We start from the raw sequence: 21,026 nt of genomic DNA on the forward strand, positions 1-21,026 counted from the left end.
TCGGGAACACGACTTGTCGCGGAAACGCGAAGGCGCCCAGGGACCGGAGTCCTTGGGCGCCTTCGGGATTCAGCTGTGCGCGTCAGTGGCGACGACGGGGCTTGGGTGCGCGCTTGGGCTTTTCCTGCGCGCGGGCGGCCTCGCGGCGCTCGCGGCGGGTGGTGCCGTCGCCGTACTCCTCGGCGTCGCTGTGCACCTCGCGGTGCCCGCCCTCGTCGGGTCCGGAGTAGCTGAGACCACGCTGGTTACCGGAGTCGATGCCCTTGGCGCGCAACGCCGCCGGGGCGGCGGTGCCGTTGCCGACGGGCACCTCGTCGGTGGGCAGCGGGCGCGGCGCGGCCATCGCACCGACCGGTGAACGCAGGCCCTGATCGACCGAGACGCCGTCCGGCTGCGGCTGCTGCACCTCTACCTGGAGGTTGAACAGGAAGCCGACCGACTCCTCCTTCAGGCCCTCGAGCATCGCCGTGAACATGTCGAAGCCTTCGCGCTGGTACTCGACCAGCGGGTCGCGCTGCGCCATGGCCCGCAGGCCGATGCCCTCCTTGAGGTAGTCCATCTCGTAGAGGTGTTCGCGCCACTTGCGGTCGAGCACCGAAAGCAGCACCTGCCGTTCGAGATTGCGCATGCTGCCCGCGCCGGCCAGCCCGTCGATCTCGGCCTCGCGCCGGGCGTAAGCGTCGTGCGCATCGTCGAGCAGCGCTTCGAGCAGCTCGTCGCGGCTGAGATCGCCCGCCTCGCCGACCGCGGTCTCCCCGGTCAGGTCCTTGTAGTTGATCTTGACCGGGTACAGCGTCTTGAGCGCCGTCCACAGCTTGTCCAGATCCCAGTCCTCGACGTAGCCCTCGGCGGTGGCGCCGTTGACGTAGGCGGTGATCACGTCCGTGATCATGCCCTGGACCTGGCCCTCCATGTCCTCGCCGCGCAGAATCCGGTTGCGCTCGCCGTAGATGATGGTGCGCTGCTGGTTCATCACCTCGTCGTACTTGAGCACGTTCTTGCGGATCTCGAAGTTCTGCTGCTCGACCTGGGTCTGCGCGCTCTTGATCGCCTTGGAGACCATCTTGGCCTCGATCGGCACATCGTCGGGCAGGTTGAGCCTGGTCATGATCGCCTCGAGCGCGGCGCCGTTGAACCGGCGCATCAGCTCGTCACCCAGCGACAGGTAGAACCGGGACTCACCGGGGTCGCCCTGACGGCCGGAACGACCACGCAGCTGGTTGTCGATGCGGCGCGACTCGTGCCGCTCGGTGCCGAGCACGTAGAGCCCGCCCGCCTCGCGCACCCGATCGGCGTCGGCCGCGGTCTGCGCCTTGACCTGCTCCAGCGTCGGCAGCCAGGCCTGCTGGTAGGCGTCCGGCGTCTCGACCGGGTCGAGGCCCTCCCGACGCAGGATGAGGTCGGCGATGATGTCCGGGTTGCCGCCGAGCACGACGTCGGTACCGCGACCGGCCATGTTCGTCGCGACGGTCACCGCGCCGGGCCGACCGGCCTCGGCGATGATCTCGGCTTCCTTCTCGTGGAACTTCGCGTTGAGCACGGTGTGCGCGATGCCACGCTTGGTGAACTGCTTGGACAGGTACTCCGAGCGCTCGACGCTGGTGGTACCGATCAGCACCGGCTGGTCCCGCTCGTGCCGCTCGACGACGTCGTCGACCACGGCCGCGAACTTGGCCTCTTCGGTCTTGTAGATCAGGTCGGACTGGTCCGCGCGGATCATCGGCCGGTTGGTCGGGATCGGGACGACGCCGAGGTTGTAGATCTGGTGCAGCTCGGCGGCCTCGGTCTCGGCGGTACCGGTCATGCCGGACAGCTTGTCGTAGAGGCGGAAGTAGTTCTGCAGGGTGATCGTCGCCAGGGTCTGGTTCTCCGGCTGGATCTCCACCCCTTCCTTGGCCTCGATCGCCTGGTGCATGCCCTCGTTGTAGCGACGCCCGACCAGGATGCGGCCGGTGAACTCGTCGACGATGATCACTTCGCCGTCGCGGACGATGTAGTCCTTGTCGCGGGTGTAGAGCTCTTTGGCCTTGATCGCGTTGTTCACGTAGCTGACCAGCGGCGAGTTGGCGGCCTCGTAGAGGTTGTCGATGCCGAGCTGATCCTCGATGAACTCGACACCGGCCTCGTGCACGCCGATGGTGCGCTTCTTGATGTCGACCTCGTAGTGCAGGTCCTTCTTCAACAGCGGTGCGATGCGCGCGAACTCGGCGTACCACTTGCTGGAGGCGTCGGCCGGACCCGAGATGATCAGCGGGGTCCGCGCCTCGTCGATCAGGATGGAGTCGACCTCGTCGACCACGGCGAAGTTGTGCCCGCGCTGCACCAGGTCGTCGAGCGAGTGCGTCATGTTGTCGCGCAGGTAGTCGAAGCCGAACTCGTTGTTGGTGCCGTAGGTGATGTCGGCGCCGTAGGCCACCCGCCGCTGGGCGGGCGTCATGCCGCCGAGGATCACGCCGACCTCGAGCCCGAGGAAGCGGTGCACGCGGCCCATCCACTCGGAGTCGCGCTTGGCGAGGTAGTCGTTGGTGGTGACGATGTGCACGCCGTCGCCGCTGATCGCGTTGAGGTAGGCGGGCAGCACCGAGGTGAGCGTCTTGCCCTCACCGGTCTTCATCTCGGCGATGTTGCCGGTGTGCAGCGCGGCACCGCCCATGATCTGCACCTTGTAGTGCTTCTGGTTGAGCACCCGCCAGGACGCCTCCCGCGCCACCGCGAACGCCTCGGCCATCAGCGCGCCGAGCGGGTCGGCCGCGCCCTCTTCGACCATGTCGGAGTAGCGCTCGCGGAATTCGTCGGTCTTGCCGCGCAGCTCGGCGTCGGTGAGTTGCTCGTACTCCGACTCGAGGTCGAGAACCTGATCGGCGAAGTTGGCGAGCCGCTTGACCATGCGACCCTCACCAATCCGTAGCAACCTCGTCAGTGTCAGCGCAGGCACGGGTCTCGTCAGTCCTCTGGTCGGTGTGTCATTCGTGTCGTCGTCGGCGCCGGGCCGAGGGGTGGACTCACGGCCGGCGTGCGGGTTCGCGCTACGAGTGCGGAATCCGCTGCACGCTTCATGGTAATGCGGCGCCGTACGTCAGTGCCGACGAGCAGCGCCGTTCGGCGACATCAGCCCGTGGCCGTGTCGTCCGCCCTGGTACTCACAGTACGCGGAAGGCGGTCAGCTGCCAGCCGGCCCGGTGCAACACCACGCACGCGGCCACCGCGAACTCCCGATTCCCCCGCTGATATCTGCCGTACACCTCGGCGGTGTTCGGGCCGGTCAGCTCGACACCGAGCTTGGTCAACGTGGCCGGACCGAGTTTGCGGCCCGGCGGCGCCGACCGCGCCAGCGTCTCGATCGCGGCGAGCACCGACGGGGAGGCGAGCCTGCGCAGCTGGACCGCGGGGCGGCGGCCGTCCAGCACCTCGAGCACCAGCCGCAGCGAACTTTCCGCGAATCGACTTGCGGCCGAACCTGTTTCACCATCCCTGCCGTACGATGGAGAACGACCGTCGTGCCGGGCGCGTCGCTCCGCCGCCCGACTGGTCGACCCGCTATGTGACGGCATGCGACGGTGACAGGGCAGCGCGGCTCGTGGCGACAACGCCTCCGACCGAGGGCGGCCCGGCCGATCACCATCCAGCGGTGGCTCGAGCCGCGGCGCGGGCGTAAGCGATGGTCGTCGACTGTGCATCCGGTGTCCCCCTGTGTTCGAATCGAGTTCCCCTGGCTCGAGGCAGACAGCTTGCCACGGAAGCCGCAGCGGGTAAAGGGGAACGCCGATTTCACCGAATAAGCCACAGCGGAGCAGCTGAACCCTTGTGGCAGCAGCACAATAGGCGTGAGGCGGCATCGGAAAAAGGGAGCATCGGGCAGCGTGATCACGAGACTGACGCCGCAGGACGCGTCCTTCTATCGGCTCGAGTCGAGCAGCAACCCGATTCATATCGGCGCCCTCGCGATCGTCCGGAATGCCGAGCACGGCGCCGATCCCGTGCTGGACTACGACCGGCTGATCGATCTGGTCGAGGCGAGGCTCTCGCTGGTCCCCCGCTATCGCCGCAAGGTGGTGGAGATCCCGTTCGCCCTCGGCCGCCCGGTCTGGGTGGAGGACAGCCAGTTCGACATCACCTATCACATCCGCCGCTCGGCACTGCCCACTCCGGGCACCGACGAGCAACTGCACGACCTGGTCGCCAGGCTGGCCTCCCGGCCGCTGGATCAGAGCAGGCCGCTGTGGGAGATGTATCTGATCGAGGGTCTGTCCGACGGCCGCTGCGCGATCTTCACCAAGACGCACTCGGCCCTGGTCGACGGCGACACCGCGCTGGAGATCGGCCACGTGATCCTCGATACCGGGCCGTCGCCGCGCGAGCTCGCGACCAACGCCTGGCACGCGCCGCGCGAACCCAACGACGTCGAGCTGCTCGTCGGGGCGTTGACCCACCTCGCCGCACAACCGCGCGAGGCGTTGGAGGTGGCCAGGCACGCGAGCGGGCACGCCTTCGCGGTGATCGGCGCCGCGGGCCGGGCGGTGGACTCGGTGGTCTCGGCGGTGCGCGCGGCGACGACCGGCGCGCCGGACAGCCCGTTGAACGCGCGCACCTCACGCAACCGCCGCTTCGACGTGGTGCGCACCGATCTCGAGGATTACCGCAAGATTCGCAAGCGGTTCGACTGCTCGATCAACGACGTCATCCTCGCGGTGGTCTCCGGTGCGCTGCGCAATTGGCTGCTGTCGCGGGGTGAGGCGCTCACCGAATCGACCACGTTGCGCGCCGTGGTGCCGATGTCGGTGTATGTCGAAGGGCCCGACAGCGATCAGCTGAAACCGGCGAGCGAGGTCTCCTCGTTCCTGATCGACCTGCCGGTCGGCGAACCCAATCCCGTCATGCGGCTTTCGCACATCTCGCACGCCACCGAGGCGAACGGCAAGCATCATCGCGGCGTTCGCGCACGCACCCTGGTGCACCTGGCCGGGTTCGCTCCGGCGAGCCTGCATGCCATGAGCGTGCGTGCGGCGAGTACCTTCGCAGAGCACACGTTCAATCTGGTGATCACCAACGCACCGGGTCCGCAGACGCCGATGTTCATCGGCGGCGCGCGGATGCTGGAGATGTATCCGGTGTCGCCACTGCTGCGCAATCAGGCCTCGAGCATCGGGATCACGTCCTATGACGGACGCGTCTTCTACGGACTCAACGCCGACCGCGACGCGATGGCCGACATCGGCGTGCTGGCCGCGTCGGTGCGCGATTCCATGGAGGAGATGCTCGGTGCCTGCGTCTGATCAGGAGAAAATGCGGGTCTATATCCCCGCGACGGTGCCGATGCTGCGCGAGCTCGTCACGAACCGGGAGTTGCGCCCGATCGGCGGCACCGCCTTCGCGGTGACCCCCGCGTTGCGCGAGGCGTACGCCTCCGGCGACGACGAGGAGCTGGCCGAGGTGGCGATGGGCGAGGCCGCCCGCGCCTCGCTGCGGCTGCTCGCCGCCGAACGCGACGACGCCGAAGACGACGCGGACGCGGCGCCGGTCGACGCGGGCAGGCCGGTCTACCGGCGCGCGGTGATCGCCGCCGACGTGACCGGCGCGAAGCTGCGCTCCGACCTCGACGACGCCGTGGTGAAGCTGGCCGGGCCGATCACCTACGACCAGATCGGCTGCGTGCACGTCGACCTGGCCGAGGCCGAGCCGCAGGTTGCCAAGGCCGTCGACGTGGTCGACGCCGCCGATCTGGGCGACACCGACGCCGAGTTCGTGCTCGGCGACGCCGAGGATCACCAGCTCGCCTGGTACGCCGCGCAGGAGCTGCCGTTCCTGCTCGAGCTGCTCTGACGCTCCCTTATCGCCCGCGCGGACTGGCGCGCGCTCGCGCGCCGGGGATGATGGAGTGGAGCGGCCACGACCTCCCGGCTAACCTACGATGCCGTAACCTTGCTGAGGCGTGGGCAGCGCATCCGACGAACAGGAAGACGAACGGCAGCGATGAGCTCGAAAACTGGGGGATTCTCCGTGCGCAGCGTGCGGGAGTGGCTGGAGGCACCGGCCGCCGCGGTCGCCGAGCGCGGCGGCAGATTGAACGTGTTGCGCGGGGCCGTGGCACGCGTCACCACCCCGTTGCTGCCGGATGACTATCTGCATCTGGCCAACCCGCTGTGGTCGGCCCGCGAACTGCGCGGTCGCATCGTCGACGTGCGCAAGGAAACCGCGGACTCGGCCACCCTGGTGATCAAGCCGGGCTGGGGCTTCGACTTCAAATACGAGCCGGGCCAGTACATCGGCATCGGCGTGCTGATCGACGGGCGCTGGCACTGGCGCTCCTACTCGCTCACCTGTCCGCCCAACTGGTCTGACCCCGAGGCGGGCGGCAAGCGCGTCATCTCGATCGCCGTGAAGGCGATGCCGGAGGGCTTTCTGTCCAGCCACCTGGTGAGCGGCGTTCCGGTCGGCACCGTGGTCCGCCTCGCCGCGCCGCAGGGCGGTTTCGTGCTGCCCTACCCGCCGCCGGAGAAGGTGCTGTTCCTGACCGCGGGCAGCGGGATCACCCCGGTGCTCGCGATGCTGCGGGCAATGGACCGCCGCGACATGGTCACCGACGTGCAGCACCTGCATTCCGCGCGCACCGCCGAGGACGTCATGTTCGGCGCCGAGCTGCGCGACCTGCACGACCGGCACCCGAGCTTCGACTCACACCTGCACCTCACCGGCGAGCACGGCAAGTTCGCCCTCGCCGGGCTCGACGAGAAGTTCCCCGACTGGCGCGAGCGGCACACCTGGGCCTGCGGCCCCGCCGCGATGCTGGACGAGATCGAACACCACTGGCGCGACGCCGGCCTGTCCGACCGGTTGCACGTGGAGCGGTTCGAGATCGCGCGCTCCGCGGTCGGCGAGGGCGGCACGGTCACCTTCGGCAAAACCGGGCGCACCGCCGAGGTGGACGGCGCGACCAGCCTGCTGGAGGCGGGCGAGTCCGTCGGCGTGCAGATGCCGTTCGGTTGCCGCATGGGCATCTGCCAAACCTGTGTCGTGACATTGAATTCCGGGCATGTACGTGACCTACGCAACGGTGACGAGCATCGCGAAGGCGACAAGGTGCAGACCTGCATCTCCGCCGCGGCAGGCGACTGCACCCTCGACGTGTGAGCGCGCGCCGAGCCTCGGCTCACGACGCCGCCGCCGGTGTTTGGGTACCCTCAAACGAAATTGAGCAGCGAAAGGACACCCGGTGGCAATCACCGATATTCAGGCGTTCGCCCACCTGACTGCGGCAGACATCGAAACACTGGGGCAGGAGCTCGATTCGATCCGGCGCTCGGTGGAGCAGTCGCGTGGCGAGCGTGACGCCAAGTACATCCGGCGCACCATCGCCGCGCAGCGCTGCCTCGAGGTCGCCGGACGCGCCGTGCTGTTCGGCAGCCGCAACCGCTGGGCCTGGCTCACCGGTACCGCATTGCTGTCGGTCGCCAAGATCGTCGAGAACATGGAGCTCGGGCACAACATCAGCCACGGGCAGTGGGACTGGATGAACGACCCGGAGATCCATTCCAGCAGTTGGGAATGGGACCAGACCGGGCCGTCGTCGCAGTGGCGGCGGGCGCACAACTACTCGCACCACACCTACACCAACGTGCTCGGCAAGGACGAGGACCTCGGCTTCGGCATCCTCCGGATGACCCGCGACGAAGCCTGGCGGCCGGTCCACCTGGTGCAACCGCTGGCCAACCTGGTACTCGCCGCGACCTTCGAGTGGGGTATCGCGCTGCACGACTGGGACATCGAGAAAGAGCTCTCCGGCACCCCGCCCGGGTGGCGGTCCGAGCCGAACCGCGAGTTCGCCCGCAAGATCGCGCGTCAGGTGGGCAAGGACTTCGTGTTCTATCCGGCGCTCACCGGGCCCGCTTTCCTGTCGACACTGAAGGCGAACGCGACCGCCAACCTGGTGCGCAACCTGTGGGCCTACGCGGTGATCTTCTGCGGCCACTTCCCCGACGGCGCCGAGAAATTCACCATCGAGCAGCTCGAGGGTGAGACCAGCGGCGAGTGGTACCTGCGGCAGATGCTCGGCAGTGCCAACTTCAAGGCCGGGCCCGCGATGGCGTTCATGAGCGGCAACCTCTGCTACCAGATCGAGCACCACCTGTTCCCGGACCTGCCGAGCAACCGGTACGCCGAGATCGCCGTGCGGGTGCGCGAGCTGTGCGAGAAGTACGACCTGCCCTACACCACCGGCTCGCTCGGCAAGCAGTACCTGCTCGCCTTCCGGACCATCCACAAGCTCGCGCTGCCGGACCGTTTTCTCAAGGCCACCGCCGACAACGCGCCGGAGACGTCCTCGGAACGCAAGTTCGCCGGCATCACGCTGCCGTCGCTGCCGAGTTCGGACACCGCGAGCTGGCTCGGCGTCGACCCGGAGACCGGGCAGCGGCGCGGGCTGCGTTCGGCGATGCGCGAGGCCAAAGTGGTGCTGAAGGAGAAGGCGCGGCAGGAGAAAGAGATGCTGCGCGAGGCCAAGCGCGCGCTGCGCGAGAAGGCCGAGCACGAGAAGGAAGTGCTGCGCGAGGCCACCGTGGCGCTGCAGGACCGGGCCCGCACCGAGCAGGCGTCGCTGCGGCGCAAGGCCGAGCGGCAGCGGGCGTTGTTCCGCAATCGCCGACGACGCTGAACTGATCGGGTGAGCCGGGAGTGATCAGCTCCCGGCTCGGTCGGTCGATTACCAGCGCACCTTCAGATCGCTGACGACCGCCGCGTGGTCGGAGTAGAAGACGCCGGGACCGTGGCGCCGCATGCGTTGATCGACGATGCGGGCCGCCCGCGTTTCGACATTGCCCTTGGCGAAGAGGAAGTCGATCCGCTGATCGGTGATCAGCTTCTCGGTGGGCAGCGGGCTCCAGGTGCGACCGGGGACGGCGCAGACGTCAGGGTTGGCCGCGCGGAAGGTGTCCACGAAACCCGCATCGGTGACGACCTTGGTTGCGGTCAACGGGTAGCTGAGCCCGAAGTGGTTCGGGCAGTCGGCCTGGCTCGGCGTCCAGTCCGCGCCGGGCAGTGTGTTGAAGTCACCACCGAGCAGCACGGGTGCGGTGTTGCCGCCGAGCATCCTCGGTAGCTGGTTCTGCACGATGTCGGTGATGTATTGCGTCTGGGCGCGTTCGGCCTGCACGACCGCGGCGACCGAGTGACGGGGTTCGCGGCCGTCGCGGCGGTCGATCGCGTTCTCGTCGATCAGGTAGCCGTCCCATGGATCGGTGTAGGTCAGCCACGTGGCGAACAGATTCAGCTCACCGTCGTGCGGCACCCGGACCCGGACCCCGCCGAGATTGAAGTCGCTCACCGGGCCGCCCTGCGGCTTCGGGTAGGTAGCGACGACCTCGTACTTGGTGAAGATCCACAGGTTGTCCTGCCCGGCGGGCCGGTCGGTGATGCGGACACCGGTGTAGCGGCCGTTGTGCGCCCGGCGGGTCAGCGCATCGGTGATGAGGTCGCCGGAGCCGTAGGTCTCCACGGCGAAGAACACGTCCGGCTTGATATCGATGACCTGGTCGAGCAGGTCGTTCAGATTGTCCGGCGTGGGCTCACGTCCGCCGTGAAAAATGTTCCAGGTCAGCACGCGCATCCGCTCGTGATCGCCGGCCTGCGCCGCCGGCGCGACCCCCACCAGCACGGTGCTCGCCAGCAGAACAGCCGTGAGCAACGCCTTGGAAAATCGCATGATCGAACTCCATTCGTCAGGGACGCTGGAAGTTAGGGGAATGTTCGGAACAGCGCGTGACTTTTTGGCAAAAGTTCGACAAAGTGGCTGGTTGATGGGGCATCCCCAGTTCGAATGGCGCTCCGGCGCGGGACGCGGCATAGTTTGCGCGGGAAGGCCGGTCGCGATTCGCTCGGCGGGTCGAGGTCGAGCACGCACCCACGGTCACGGCCGAGCCGTAACGCCCTGCGAGAGAAGGCTTTACGCCGTACGGCCGCATACTTGATCTAGCACCATATGATCGTGATCGCAATGGGGGATTTACCACATCGGCGTTCAGCCTCTCGTAACCTACGGTCACGTAACTTACGGTACTGTAACCGCCATGGCGATCTCGGATGTCAAGGAATACGCACATCTCACCGAGGCCGACGTGGAAGCACTCGGCGCGGAATTCGACGCGATCCGGCGGGATATCGAATCCTCGCGCGGTGAGCGCGACGCGCGGTACATCCGCAACGTCATCCGGTTGCAGCGTGCCCTCGAGATCAGCGGCCGCGGCGTCCTGTTCGCCAGCTTCTTACCGCCGGCCTGGCTGGCCGGTGTCGCCCTGCTGAGCACCTCCAAGATCATCGAGAACATGGAGATCGGGCACAACGCCATGCACGGGCAGTGGGACTGGATGAACGATCCGGAGATCCACTCCAGCACCTGGGAATGGGACAACGCGGGCCCGGCCAAGCACTGGAAGCACACGCACAACTACCTGCACCACAAGTACACGAACGTGCTCGGCATGGACGACGACATCGGCTACGGCCTGCTGCGGGTGACCCGCGATCAGCGCTGGAAGCCGTTCAACCTCGGCAACCCGATCTACAACCTGGTGCTGCAGCTGCTGTTCGAATACGGCGTCGCCATCCAGCACATGGAGCTCGGCAAGCTGGCCGCGGGCCGCTTCAAGCCGGGCACCCCCGAGCGAGCCGAGTTCGAGCGCAAGCGCAGCGAAGCGCTGACCAAGATGGGCAAGCAGGTCCTCAAGGACTATGTGATCTTCCCGGCGCTCACCGGCCCCGCGTTCTTCTCCACGCTCACCGCCAACCTCGCCGCGAACGCGATCCGCAACGTGTGGTCCAACGCGGTGATCTTCTGCGGGCACTTCCCCGACGGGGCGGAGAAGTTCACCAAGGCCGATGTCGACGGCGAGACCAAGGGCCAGTGGTACCTGCGCCAGATGCTTGGCAGCGCCAACATCTCCGGCGGACCGCTCACCCACTTCATGACCGGCAACCTCAGCCACCAGATCGAACACCACCTCTTCCCCGACCTGCCGAGCAACCGGTACGCCGAGATCGCGGTGCGCGTGCGGGAACTGGCCGAGAAGTACGACCTGCCCTACACCACCGGCTCACTGCCGGTGCAGTACTTCAAGGCCTGGCGCACCATCCTCAAACTGTCGCTGCCGGACAAGTACCTGCGCGACACCGCCGACGACGCCCCCGAAACCGCCTCGGAGCGCAAGTTCGCCGGCAAAACAGGCCCGTTCATCGACCCGGTCACCGGCAAACGCCACGGCCTGCGCACCGCCCTCGCCTCCGGCCGGCGCCGCCTCACCCGCCGCCCCGCGCCGGTCGAGCGCGCCTTGCAACTCACGAAGTGAACCGGTCGGCCCGGGGTTCCGACCCGGGCCGTCGAGGACAGTACCTGCCGCTGCTCCGCAATGGTCGCGGCGGTGATCACCGAATAATCGAGAAATTCACTGTGCGGGCGGCTGTTACAACCGCCCGCACAGTCGACTTCCGGGCCACTCCGGGAACGGCAGAGTCATATGGTCGTCCGCGGTAAACGAGCAGAGTCATATGGTGGCTGATCCAGATCGATCAACGACCATATGACGCTGCTCGTATGCGCAGTAGGGCCGAGTGGTTGAGTAGGCGCGTGGGTGCTGACGGGTTGAGTGTTTACGAGGCGATTCGGGTGCGGCGGGACGTGCGCGCGGAGTTCACCGGCGAGCTGGTGGACGACGCGACACTGTGGCGGATTCTCGAGGCCGCGCATCGAGCGCCGAGCGTCGGGAATTCGCAGCCGTGGGATTTCGTAGTGGTGCGCGATCCGAGCACGTTGCGCAAGTTCGCGGATCACGTGGCGGACAAGCGGGTGGAGTTCCGTGCGTCGCTGCCCCCGGAGCGAACGGCGACGTTCGACCCGATCAAGATCGAGGGGATCATCGAGAGCGGCACGGGCATCGTGGTCAGCTACGACCACGGCCGCGGCGGGCCGCAGGTACTCGGACGCGCCAGCGTGCCCGAAACCGGTGTCTACTCCGCGGTTCTCGCCATCCAGAACCTGTGGCTGGCCGCCACCGCCGAGGAGGTCGGCGTCGGCTGGGTGTCGTTCTACGACCCCGAATTCCTCGCCGACCTCGTCGCGCTGCCCGAGGGCATCCGGCCGGTGGCTTGGCTGTGCGTCGGTCCGGTGCAAAAATTCCAGCAGGTCCCCGACCTCGAACGATTCGGTTGGCGCGCCCGACGCCCCCTGCACGACGCCGTCCACCACGAGACCTACCGCGCCTGACGCACGGCTGCCTTTGTCCCGCTTGCCATTCGATGTGCGGGGGATCACCGGCTGTGCGGCGACCGACCTGCCACCTCGAGGATTCGTCTGGGTGCCGAGTGGGTACGCATGGAGGATATCCATCTAGGACAATGGATTCGTCTCGCGCACAAAAGCTCGTCAGCTCAGGAGGTTTGCCATGGCCAATGTCGACGCCGTCCGGCTGTCGCATGAGCTGGGCATCGACCTCGCGCATGCCATGCTGCGCCTGCGCCGCGAGGGCCATCCCGGCGAGACCCACCACGACACCTGCCTGCGGATCATCGCCGAGGAAGGCGGGCGATCACAGACCCCGCGCCGCACCTTCACCCCCTACGGCGCCCGCCCCACCGCCGACGGCACCATCCCGGTGATCCCCCCGGACCGCCCCCGCCGCCCGCGCTAGCCCGAGCCCAACCTTCGGCCGAAAGCCGTACCCGCCCTTCGGTACACCACACCCCCTCTGCGTGAGCCCCGCACCCGCTATACGGGGTGCGCGGATCACGAAAAGGGCTGTGCAGCTCATGAAAACGATGTGCGGTTCACCAACGGAGTGCCGATACAGCGCGGAGCATGGCGGTCAGACGCGTCCCAAGACCGCCATGTAGCGCAGGGCGTGACGGGTCAGACGCGCTCCAGAACCGCCGAGGCACCGATACCACCCGCAGCGCAGATGCCGAGCAGTGCCGCGTTCTTCCCGGTGCGCGCGAGTTCGTTCGCCATGGTGGTGACCATGCGGGCTCCGGTGGCGCCGAAGGGGTGGCCGAGGGAGACCGAACCACCGTGCACGTTGAGGGTGTCGATGTCGATCTCGCCGACGGCGGTGTCCCGGTCGAGCCGGGTCTTGGCCCACTCGTCACTGCTGAGGGCCGCGAGCACGGACAGGGTTTGCGCGGCGAAGGCCTCGTGGATGTCGACGAAGTCGATGTCGCCCAACGACATCCCGGCCTTGTCGAGCGCCCGCGGCATGGAGATGGCGGGTCCGATGAGTACCTGGTCGGTTGGATCCACGCTGACGTAGCTCCAGGAGCGGAACGCGGCGAGCGGCCGGTAGCCGAGTTCGAGGGCCTTCTCCTCGCTCATCAGCAGCACCGCGGACGCACCGTCGGTGAGCGGGCTGGCATTGCCGGCCGTGACGGTGCCGTTTTCGGCGAACACCGGCTTGAGTTTCGATAGTTTTTCGATGCTGGTGTCCCCGCGGACCAGTCCGTCGCGGGCGATCTCGGCACCCTCGGGGGTGCGCACCCGCAGGACCTCGTCGTCGAACCGACCGGAGTCGATGGCCGCGGCCGCACGATGGTGCGAGCGGGCGGCGAATTCGTCCTGGTCGGCGCGGCTGACGCCGTGGATGCGGGCCATCTTCTCGGCCGACTCCCCCATCACCTCGCCGGTGGTGCGCTCGGCGATCTTCGGCCTGCTCGGCAACAGGTCGGTGAAGGGCGCGAGTTGCGCGACCGCGGACAAATAGTCCTTCGGCTTCGGCTTACCGAGCGCCAACGGCGCGGCGGCGTGCACCACCTTCTGCGGCAGTTTGACCTCGGCGTTGGAGGTGGAGTCGCTGCCACCCGCGATCATGATGTCGTACTCGCCGCGCTCGATCGCGGCCGCGGCGGAGGTCACCGCCTGCAGGCCGGACGCGCAGGCCCTGGTCACCGTGTACCCCTCGCAGCCAGGGTCCAGACGCAGGTCGAGGGCGATTTCCCGGGCGATGTTCGGCGCCGCGCTCGGCAGGATGACCCCGCCCCACACGATCGCCTGCACCTGTGCGCCGGGCAACCCGGTGCGCTCCAGCAATCCCCGAACGGCGGCATCGGCGAGGGCGATGGAGTCCATCCGCGTGTATCCGGTGAACGCACGCACGAACGGCGTGCGCGCACCGGACACGATGACGGCACGGCGAGCAGCCTTGGTGGCCATGCGATTTCCTTTCGAGAGATCTATGACCACCAAACTTACTCCATAGTAAGTTCACCGTCGACCCCCTTCGCCGACGGTGACCCCGTGCGCAGCGGCGATCCCCTCCACCGTCGCTGATTCCGGCCTGCCGCGCGCCGTTGCGCAACAGACCGGAAGGCGCCCGTCCCGACGAACGCCCCTGCTCGTCCCGGAACGCTCCGCAAGGCCGATGTCGGATACGACTCGGCGCCTCAGAACAGTAGCAATATTTCCACTGATTTTTCAAACACTTTCTATCGATTTGCTTTCAGCCCTGCTCGCGCCTACCCTGAAGCCACTATGCATAGCCCTTCGGAGCTGTCGCGACGCCAGAAGAGATTCGGCCGAATCATCAAGGAGCGCCGGGACGAGCTCGGACTCACGCAGTTACAGATCGGCGACCTCGGGGGGCCTTCAGCACCGACGATTCGCAAGATCGAGGACGGCGACGCGGCGATCAGCACGCACACGCTGAACAAACTCGACGCGCCACTGCGCTGGCTGCCCGGCAGTGCCGCGCGCACCTACGCGGGCGGCACGCCGACCGCCGACGAGCCGGGTCCGGCCGCCCGCCACACCGGCGAATCCGTGGTGGCCGGGCCCGACTCGATCCGCTTCGAAATCGCCGACCTCACCGGCCTGCTCGCCACCGCGGGACGGCTCAACGACGCGGTCGAGCGCGGTCAGGCCACCGACCCGCAGCTGGTCGCGGCCATCGAAGAGCTCAACCGGGTGGTCTCCAAACTGTCGGCGCGCTACGCGACCACCATGCTGGAACGCAACGGCGGACCGGGCCGCGCCCTGCACCCCCTCGTCGAAATGGCCTTCGCGCATCTGCTGGAGGTGCCCGCCGAAGTCAGCGACGCTATCGAACTACAGGAACGGCGATACCGGCGCTGGCTGGCCGGACGATCGGAGGACGTGGATGCTGCGACAGAAGCCCAGTTCCGGGCACGGTGGCTGGCTGCCAACCTGGCCACGACCGCGAGTCGAAACGGCGGGCACTGAGGTGACGGAGATGACGAACAACGCGCCGACCAATGGGACGCTCACGCTGAGCCACAAGATCAACCGGCTCTTCGCCGTCGTGCACCCCCGCTCCGCCCCCGAGCGCACCAACGCGACGGTGGCCGAGCAGGCCGGGGACTACCTGCGCCGGACCATCCCGGCGAGCCAGCTGGAGCGACTACGCCGCGGTGACTTCGACGGCGAAAACGGTTCCGCCGCAATCGAACCCGAGGTCCTCGCGGCGATCGCGCAGAGCTTCGGCGTCGCCGCGGACTACCTCACCACCACGGGCCCGGCGGCCGCGGCGATCGACCGTGAGCTCGAGCTGCTCGCGACCATGCGCGATGCCAACGTTTCCAGCATCGCGCTGCGCGGTTCCAATGTCGATCAGTCGATCCTGGCCCGGATCATCGAGAGCACCGATCGTCCCGTACCGCCGAGTCGGTAACATCTCCACCTACATGGGGGCAACGAGCTTGCTGTAGGAGATCGATCGCATGGCCATGCAGGCCCGGTTCCGGAACCTGACCCGCGACGTACCGATACCCCACCCGTGGGATCTGTCGAGCTATCTCGACGATGTCGCGCGCTATCGCGGCCGGAGCATCAGTCTGTTGCCGATCGATACCGCATTGCTGGCGGGCACCGGGTGCGGCACCGGCAGCGGTCTGTGGATCGCGAAGCAGGACAGTGACGTCATCGTCTACGGCGCGGACACCACCGAGTGGCACGCGGAGCACATCATCGTGCACGAGCTCGGTCACATGCTGCTCGGCCACGGCCCGGAGCAGCCGACCGACGACGAACCCGCGGCGTCCACCCCGACGGTGGCCGCGGTCGCCGAACTACTGCCCTCGATCTCGCCGGAATCCATCGCACACGTGCTGGGCCGGACCGACTACGGCACCACCCGCGAGCGGGACGCCGAAACCTTCGCCGACATGGTCATGCTGCACGCCATGCGTCCGCCGCGCCGAGACTCGTTGCTACACCGGACATTCTTCCGCGACCGTCGTCGGTGAGCTCCCCCGTCCCCGCGGTCTTCGCGGTGCCGGTGATCGCTTTCGTCGTCGCCGTGACCCTCGGCCGTTTCGCGGTGCTCAACACCACTGCTATCGACCGGCTGCTCAACCGGACACTGGCCTGGACCGCGGTGTCGCTCGTCCTGCTGGAACGGGGCATCGCACCGCAATTCGGCAGCTTGATGCACCAGCTGTCGATGGGCGCCACCATGCTCGCGATCGCGAACATCTACGGTGCCGCGACCCTGTGGGCCGACACCGATCCGCGCGTCGCGGCGCGTCGGCAGCGGTACTACGACCTGGCCGCCGTCGCCTCCGTCGGGCTGATCCTGCTCATCGGCACGCCCTACCGGCAGGCAGGCACCCTGCTCGGGCAGGACAGCAGCTGGCAGGAGTTCGTGGTGTCGGCGGTGATGTGGGTTCCGCTGATCGCGGCGGGCAGGCTGGTCTGGCGGGTCGGCCTGCGCGAGCTGCGCACCGGTCAGGCCAGCGGGTACGAGCGGGCCGTCTTCACCGCGCTGCTCGCCGCGCCGGTCATCGCGGGCGCGAGCCTGGTCGGCTCGATCGCCCGGCACACCGGACGCTGGAACGCCGACGACCCGCACCTGACCCGTTGGGCGGCACCGAATTTCGGCACCGTGTTCGTGCTGGCCGCGATGCTGGCGGTACCGCTGGCCGAGCTGGTGTCGGCGCGGGCCGGGTGGGACCAGGCCGGCCGGCGCTGCCGTCGCCTGCGGCCGCTGTGGTCCGAACTGACCGCGGCGGTACCCGAGATCGTGCTGCCCGCAAGCGGTCCGGTCCCGCCGGACGCCCGCCTGCTCCGGATGACGGTGGAGATCCGGGACGCGCTGATGCACCTGCACCGGTATCTGCCCGCCGAGCAGACCACGCCGGGCCCGCCGAGTAACGAGTATTACGCCCGGCGACTGCGGCAGGCGATCACCGCCAAGCGGGCCGGTGCCGCCCCCGCCGCGGGCACCAGGGAGGCCGATCGATTCGGCACACCGTCCAGCGATCTCGACTCCGACATCCGCCGGCTGCTCGAACTGGCACGAGCTTGGCAGATACGCGAAACTCACACGGTACCAACAGGTTTGACGAAGTTACTGTCGAAGCCCAGCCGGAGCGGCTGACGATCGCCGGGACGGTTGCGGGTTCTCCGGGCACCCAACTCGGGCGTTGGATACCCGGAGCGGTGGAGGGTGGAAGCCGAACTACGCGAGCCGGATGAGCCCGTAGTCGAAGGCGTGTCGACGGTAGACAACCGACGGTCGGTCGGTCTCCCGGTCTTGGAAGAGGAAGAAATCGTGGCCGACGAGTTCCATCTGGTAGAGGGCGTCGTCGACGGACATCGGGGTCGCGGTGTGCACCTTGGTGCGCACGATATGCCCTGGCCCGGCCGCGTATTCCTGATTCTCCGCCTGCTCCTCGGAGCGGCGGGTGTCGCCGTCTGGGTGGTCGTGCGCGCCGGAGCCGTTCGGCTGCGCGAACAGCGACTCGTCCACCAGATCCGCGGTGGCCTGCGCGACCGACAAGGGGGTCTTGTCCCCGTAGTGCACCTTGCGGCGGTCCTTGGTGCGGCGCAGCCTGCTCTCCAGTTTGGCCGTCACCGACTCGAACGCGGCGTAGAAGCTATCGGCGCAGGCCTCGGCCCGCACGATCGGGCCTTTGCCGCGCGCGGTGATCTCGACGCGCTGACAGCTCTTGCGCTGCCGTCGATTTCGCTCGTGGAACAGCTCGACGTCGAAAATGAAAATGGACGGGTCGAAGCGTTCGAGGCGGGAGAGTTTCTCCGCGACGTAGATTCGAAAATGATCCGGAACTTCGACATTGCGACCCTTCACCACGACGTCCGCACGGGGCGTCCTGGTGCGGTCCGCAGTGGATTGTTCGGTCACGTCGACGGTGCGGTCGTCCAGCACCGAAGGGTCAGCGTCTTGCACTGAAGGTCGTGAAGAAGTCGTCACGCGTACCTCCCGAATATGGCCGCACAGACAATGTGCGTGCGGCGGGATTGAGCCGTGCCGATCGACGATCTCTCGGCACATGATGTCCGAGGCGCCACCTCCAAACTCCCGGTTCGGGTGTGTGATCGCGACGGTAGTACGACATTCGGGAGTGCGCCAGTGTTCACGCAAATTTCCCGGAGTCAAGCAGCACAGGTAACCAGCACGGCACGTGTCCGTAATCCGATCCGGGCAAGCGCGCGCACCGATTCGCGTGCCGTCGCTCCGGTCGTCAGCACGTCGTCGACCAGCACTACCTCGGCGTTTTCCGCGATCTCGCGCAGCGCCGGGCAAGCGGGTATCGTCGTGATCCGCCCGCGCAGATTGTGTGCCCGCGCACCGGGTGTCAACCCCACCGAATCACGGACACCCCACCACACCCGGAGCACGGATATCATTCGGCTATCGGGCAGCCAACCCACGGCTACCTCCGCCGCACGCAGCACCGGATCGCCGCCGCGCCTGCGCGCCGCCACCTTCCGGCTCGGCGCGGGCACCAGCACCAGTGGCCGATCGGCCGTCCGCAAGCGCGCGAGCCCACCCGCCAGCGCCAGCCCGAGCGGCTCGGCCAGGTCCCGGCGCCCACGCTCCTTGGCCGCGAGGACCGCGCGCCGCGCCGGCCCCGCGTAGGGCCCGAGCGCCCAGCACGGCACCCCCGGATCGGTCCGCGGCCACACCCGGATCGGCGGCCCCGCGAGCGCGCCCGCACAGTCGGCGCACCAGCCGACCCCCGCCGCCCGGCAGCCCGCACACGAGGCGGGCAGGATCAGATCCAACAGGGTCTGCATCGACCGAGTGTGCGCCTGCCCACCGACAAGCGGCCGGCTCGGCGGAGCCCGGCTGCTACCGCTTCCTCGATACCGTTGCCAGGGAACTGTTTACGCGTGCGCCGTCCGGGGGAATCGGTACGGATGGCTCCGCAGAAATCCGTCAGCCCGGCAGCACCGGCACGGCGTTCGCCCCCAGACCCGGCACCTCGCGCCAGTAGGGTTCGCCACCGTCCGGATTGCTGGTCAGTTCCAGCACCGCCCGGGAATCGGCGGCGTACTGGTGCTCCGGCGAGGCACTCACCTGCCGCACCGGCGCCGTGAGGTTGCGGCTGGTCTGCGGCATCGGCTGTGAACCGTCGATCGACACGGTGCCTACTGGGTCGACATTGCCTTCGCGGGAGATGATCAACCGGTCGTTCCCGAACCAAGACAGCGACACGGCGTTCGCACTCGCGTTGACGCCCACCGGCAGCGGCGAGGCCAAGGCGTACCCGCCGCCTGGCTTCGGAACCACCACCGCCACATAGACTTTGCCGTCGGCGATCAGCGCGGCCCGCACGCCGGTCCGGGACAGCCGCAGCTCGGTGATGGGTGGCCGGAAATTCGACCCGGAGCTCGAGGTGGTGAGCGCCGAGGTGTCGACATCCTGAACCGACACGGTGTTCGTGGTCCGGTCGTTGACGGCCCGGATCACCCGTTCGCCGTCGATGACGGCCCACGCGGCGGTGCCGTCGACATTCCAGGACGGCCGGGTGATCGTCGCGCCCGCGGCGACCGGAATGGCGTTGCCACCGTAGGTGCCGATCATCAAGGTGCGCGGCGGTTCCGGCGCGGGCCGTCCGGTGTCGGCGACCCCGGCGACCAGCTGACCGTCCGGCGAGAGCGACGCGGACAGCAGGTTGTTCACGGCACCGAAGTACCCCGGTGCGGGGGTGATGACGGCGTTGTTCTCCGGCACCTGCACCAGCGCGCCGCCGCGCAGCGCGTGCAGGCCGACCTGGTTGTTCCCGACGGTCGGCTGGCTGTACTGCTGGACATCGGCGGTCGACCAGCCGCTGCCGGTGAACCGGTCATCGAACGGTTTGCCGTCGGCGAGCAGCACATAGGGGCCGAGAATGTCCGCGCCCGCCAGGGTCAGCACCACCTGCGCGGCAAGCAACTCCCGATCGCGTGGGTTGAGCGCGGACGCGCCGGCGAAGTCGATCTTCACGCCGCCGATCCCGACCCCGACCTCGTCCGGATCTCCGTTGGCCTTGGTGATGGGGCCGCGCAAGGTGATCGGCGCGGCCAGCTCGTTGCGCAGCACCGGGGCGAGCGCGGGTTGGGTGCCCTCGCCGAGCATGGCGAGCAGCCGCTGGGTCAGCTGCGCCTTGGGTACGGACACCCAGCGCAGATCGGGCACCACGACGCTGCTCGTCGGATCGACGAAGTAGAGCACGTAGCGCCGATACGACTTGCCGAACGCGATGGAGTCCATCACGACGCCGTCGGGCAGCTCGTCGATGCGCCACTCGTCGTTGACCTTCGTCATCTCGATCTTGTGTTCCAGCGGCGGGTCGGCCGAGGCGCGGTACGCGCCGTTGGTGTCCAGCTCGGCGACCTTGCGCGCCCGGATGCGATAGGTCGCCTTGTCGCCGGTTCGCGACTCGCGCAAGGTATCCGGCTTCTCCACGATCGTGGTGCCCGCCGCGTCGTCCCAGTGCGCGGCGGCCGACGGGGTCATGTACTGGCGGGCCGCCAGGTGCCGATTGGTCGGGTCGGCGGTGGCCAGCAGGAAGTCGCGCAGCAGCAGATCGGGGTCGCGCCCGGCGACGGGCGGCGGCGGGCCCTCGGAGGTGGGCTCCCGGTCGATGGTGCCCAGTGCCTGCGGCGCCGAGGACTCCGGCAGGCTGGCACATCCGGAGAGCACGACCAAGGCCGCGAGGGCCGCCGCGGCGCACGCGAACAGCCGCTGTGTCCTCGCGGAACCGACACGCATTGCCATGAAACCCCTTCCCCCGGGACCGAGCGCTTCCATCGT

The 21,026-nt window shown here is 68.0% G+C and carries 18 protein-coding genes; 11 read left to right on the top strand and 7 right to left on the bottom strand.

Going from position 1 to position 21,026, the window contains the following annotated elements; translation table 11 throughout:
- Window positions 1–82: 82 nt before the first annotated feature.
- Both secA and DMB37_RS41930 read right to left on the bottom strand, forming a co-directional pair.
- Complete coding sequence (secA, locus tag DMB37_RS13625; RefSeq protein ID WP_135233016.1) at window positions 83–2,935, bottom strand: preprotein translocase subunit SecA; 2,853 nt, start codon at window positions 2,933–2,935, stop codon at window positions 83–85.
- A 205-nt stretch (window positions 2,936–3,140) separates the two neighbouring features.
- On the bottom strand, window positions 3,141–3,929 hold the full coding sequence (locus DMB37_RS41930) for an Rv3235 family protein (RefSeq protein WP_370465374.1): 789 nt from the start codon (window positions 3,927–3,929) through the stop codon (window positions 3,141–3,143).
- Between DMB37_RS41930 and DMB37_RS13635 the strand changes: the two genes are divergently transcribed.
- The 4 genes from DMB37_RS13635 (at window position 3,861) to DMB37_RS13650 (ending at window position 8,647) form a co-directional block, all read left to right on the top strand.
- Window positions 3,861–5,273 (top strand): wax ester/triacylglycerol synthase family O-acyltransferase, encoded by a 1,413-nt coding sequence (locus DMB37_RS13635; protein ID WP_135233018.1) that lies wholly within the window; start codon window positions 3,861–3,863, stop codon window positions 5,271–5,273. The genes DMB37_RS41930 and DMB37_RS13635 overlap by 69 nt on opposite strands.
- Before the next feature lie 10 nt (window positions 5,274–5,283).
- Window positions 5,284–5,820: a hypothetical protein gene (locus tag DMB37_RS13640; protein WP_135237561.1), complete on the top strand. Its 537-nt coding sequence runs from the start codon at window positions 5,284–5,286 to the stop codon at window positions 5,818–5,820.
- Between the two features lie 150 nt (window positions 5,821–5,970).
- Window positions 5,971–7,128, top strand: coding sequence for a ferredoxin reductase (locus DMB37_RS13645; protein WP_135233019.1), 1,158 nt, complete (start codon window positions 5,971–5,973; stop codon window positions 7,126–7,128).
- Between the two features lie 82 nt (window positions 7,129–7,210).
- Entirely contained in the window at window positions 7,211–8,647 is a 1,437-nt protein-coding gene (locus tag DMB37_RS13650; protein WP_135233020.1) for a fatty acid desaturase, read from the top strand.
- A 48-nt stretch (window positions 8,648–8,695) separates the two neighbouring features.
- On the opposite strand, the gene DMB37_RS13655 is transcribed toward DMB37_RS13650, so the two are convergent.
- The gene (locus DMB37_RS13655) at window positions 8,696–9,694 is read right to left on the bottom strand and encodes an endonuclease/exonuclease/phosphatase family protein (RefSeq protein ID WP_135233021.1); all 999 of its coding nucleotides are present in this window, start codon (window positions 9,692–9,694) and stop codon (window positions 8,696–8,698) included.
- 364 nt (window positions 9,695–10,058) lie between these two features.
- Here DMB37_RS13655 and DMB37_RS13660 point away from each other — a divergent pair, with 364 nt between their 5' ends.
- The 3 genes from DMB37_RS13660 to DMB37_RS13670 all read left to right on the top strand — a co-directional run bounded on the left by DMB37_RS13660 (window position 10,059) and on the right by DMB37_RS13670 (window position 12,671).
- The gene (locus DMB37_RS13660) at window positions 10,059–11,333 is read left to right on the top strand and encodes a fatty acid desaturase (protein WP_135233022.1); all 1,275 of its coding nucleotides are present in this window, start codon (window positions 10,059–10,061) and stop codon (window positions 11,331–11,333) included.
- 293 nt (window positions 11,334–11,626) lie between these two features.
- Window positions 11,627–12,247 (top strand): 5,6-dimethylbenzimidazole synthase, encoded by a 621-nt coding sequence (gene bluB, locus DMB37_RS13665; protein WP_167768836.1) that lies wholly within the window; start codon window positions 11,627–11,629, stop codon window positions 12,245–12,247.
- Window positions 12,248–12,425: 178 nt separating this feature from the next.
- Window positions 12,426–12,671 carry a hypothetical protein gene (locus DMB37_RS13670; RefSeq protein WP_135233024.1) on the top strand — a complete coding sequence of 82 codons (246 nt, stop codon included), beginning with the start codon at window positions 12,426–12,428 and terminating at the stop codon, window positions 12,669–12,671.
- Window positions 12,672–12,889: 218 nt separating this feature from the next.
- On the opposite strand, the gene DMB37_RS13675 is transcribed toward DMB37_RS13670, so the two are convergent.
- Entirely contained in the window at window positions 12,890–14,182 is a 1,293-nt protein-coding gene (locus tag DMB37_RS13675) for an acetyl-CoA C-acyltransferase (protein ID WP_135233025.1), read from the bottom strand.
- 318 nt (window positions 14,183–14,500) lie between these two features.
- Between DMB37_RS13675 and DMB37_RS13680 the strand changes: the two genes are divergently transcribed.
- From DMB37_RS13680 to DMB37_RS13695, 4 genes are read left to right on the top strand one after another with little or no spacing between them, the layout of a single operon-like run.
- Window positions 14,501–15,208, top strand: coding sequence for a helix-turn-helix domain-containing protein (locus tag DMB37_RS13680; protein WP_135233026.1), 708 nt, complete (start codon window positions 14,501–14,503; stop codon window positions 15,206–15,208).
- A 10-nt stretch (window positions 15,209–15,218) separates the two neighbouring features.
- A complete protein-coding gene (locus tag DMB37_RS13685; RefSeq protein ID WP_135233027.1) occupies window positions 15,219–15,656 on the top strand; it encodes a hypothetical protein in 438 nt (145 codons plus the stop codon).
- 49 nt (window positions 15,657–15,705) lie between these two features.
- Complete coding sequence (locus tag DMB37_RS13690) at window positions 15,706–16,230, top strand: hypothetical protein (RefSeq protein ID WP_135233028.1); 525 nt, start codon at window positions 15,706–15,708, stop codon at window positions 16,228–16,230.
- Window positions 16,227–17,363, top strand: a complete 1,137-nt coding sequence (locus DMB37_RS13695) for an MAB_1171c family putative transporter (protein WP_135233029.1) — start codon at window positions 16,227–16,229, stop codon at window positions 17,361–17,363. The genes DMB37_RS13690 and DMB37_RS13695 overlap by 4 nt, the downstream gene beginning before the upstream one ends.
- Window positions 17,364–17,444: 81 nt before the next feature.
- On the opposite strand, the gene hpf is transcribed toward DMB37_RS13695, so the two are convergent.
- The 3 genes from hpf to lpqB form a co-directional block, all read right to left on the bottom strand.
- Window positions 17,445–18,197, bottom strand: a complete 753-nt coding sequence (gene hpf, locus DMB37_RS13700) for a ribosome hibernation-promoting factor, HPF/YfiA family (RefSeq protein ID WP_370465375.1) — start codon at window positions 18,195–18,197, stop codon at window positions 17,445–17,447.
- Between the two features lie 182 nt (window positions 18,198–18,379).
- Entirely contained in the window at window positions 18,380–19,024 is a 645-nt protein-coding gene (locus tag DMB37_RS13705) for a ComF family protein (protein ID WP_135233030.1), read from the bottom strand.
- A 142-nt stretch (window positions 19,025–19,166) separates the two neighbouring features.
- The gene (lpqB, locus tag DMB37_RS13710) at window positions 19,167–20,990 is read right to left on the bottom strand and encodes an MtrAB system accessory lipoprotein LpqB (RefSeq protein WP_135233031.1); all 1,824 of its coding nucleotides are present in this window, start codon (window positions 20,988–20,990) and stop codon (window positions 19,167–19,169) included.
- Window positions 20,991–21,026: the final 36 nt, after the last annotated feature.

It is taken from the genome of Nocardia sp. CS682 (assembly GCF_004634405.1).
In the GTDB taxonomy this organism is placed as follows: Bacteria; Actinomycetota; Actinomycetes; order Mycobacteriales; family Mycobacteriaceae; genus Nocardia; species Nocardia ninae.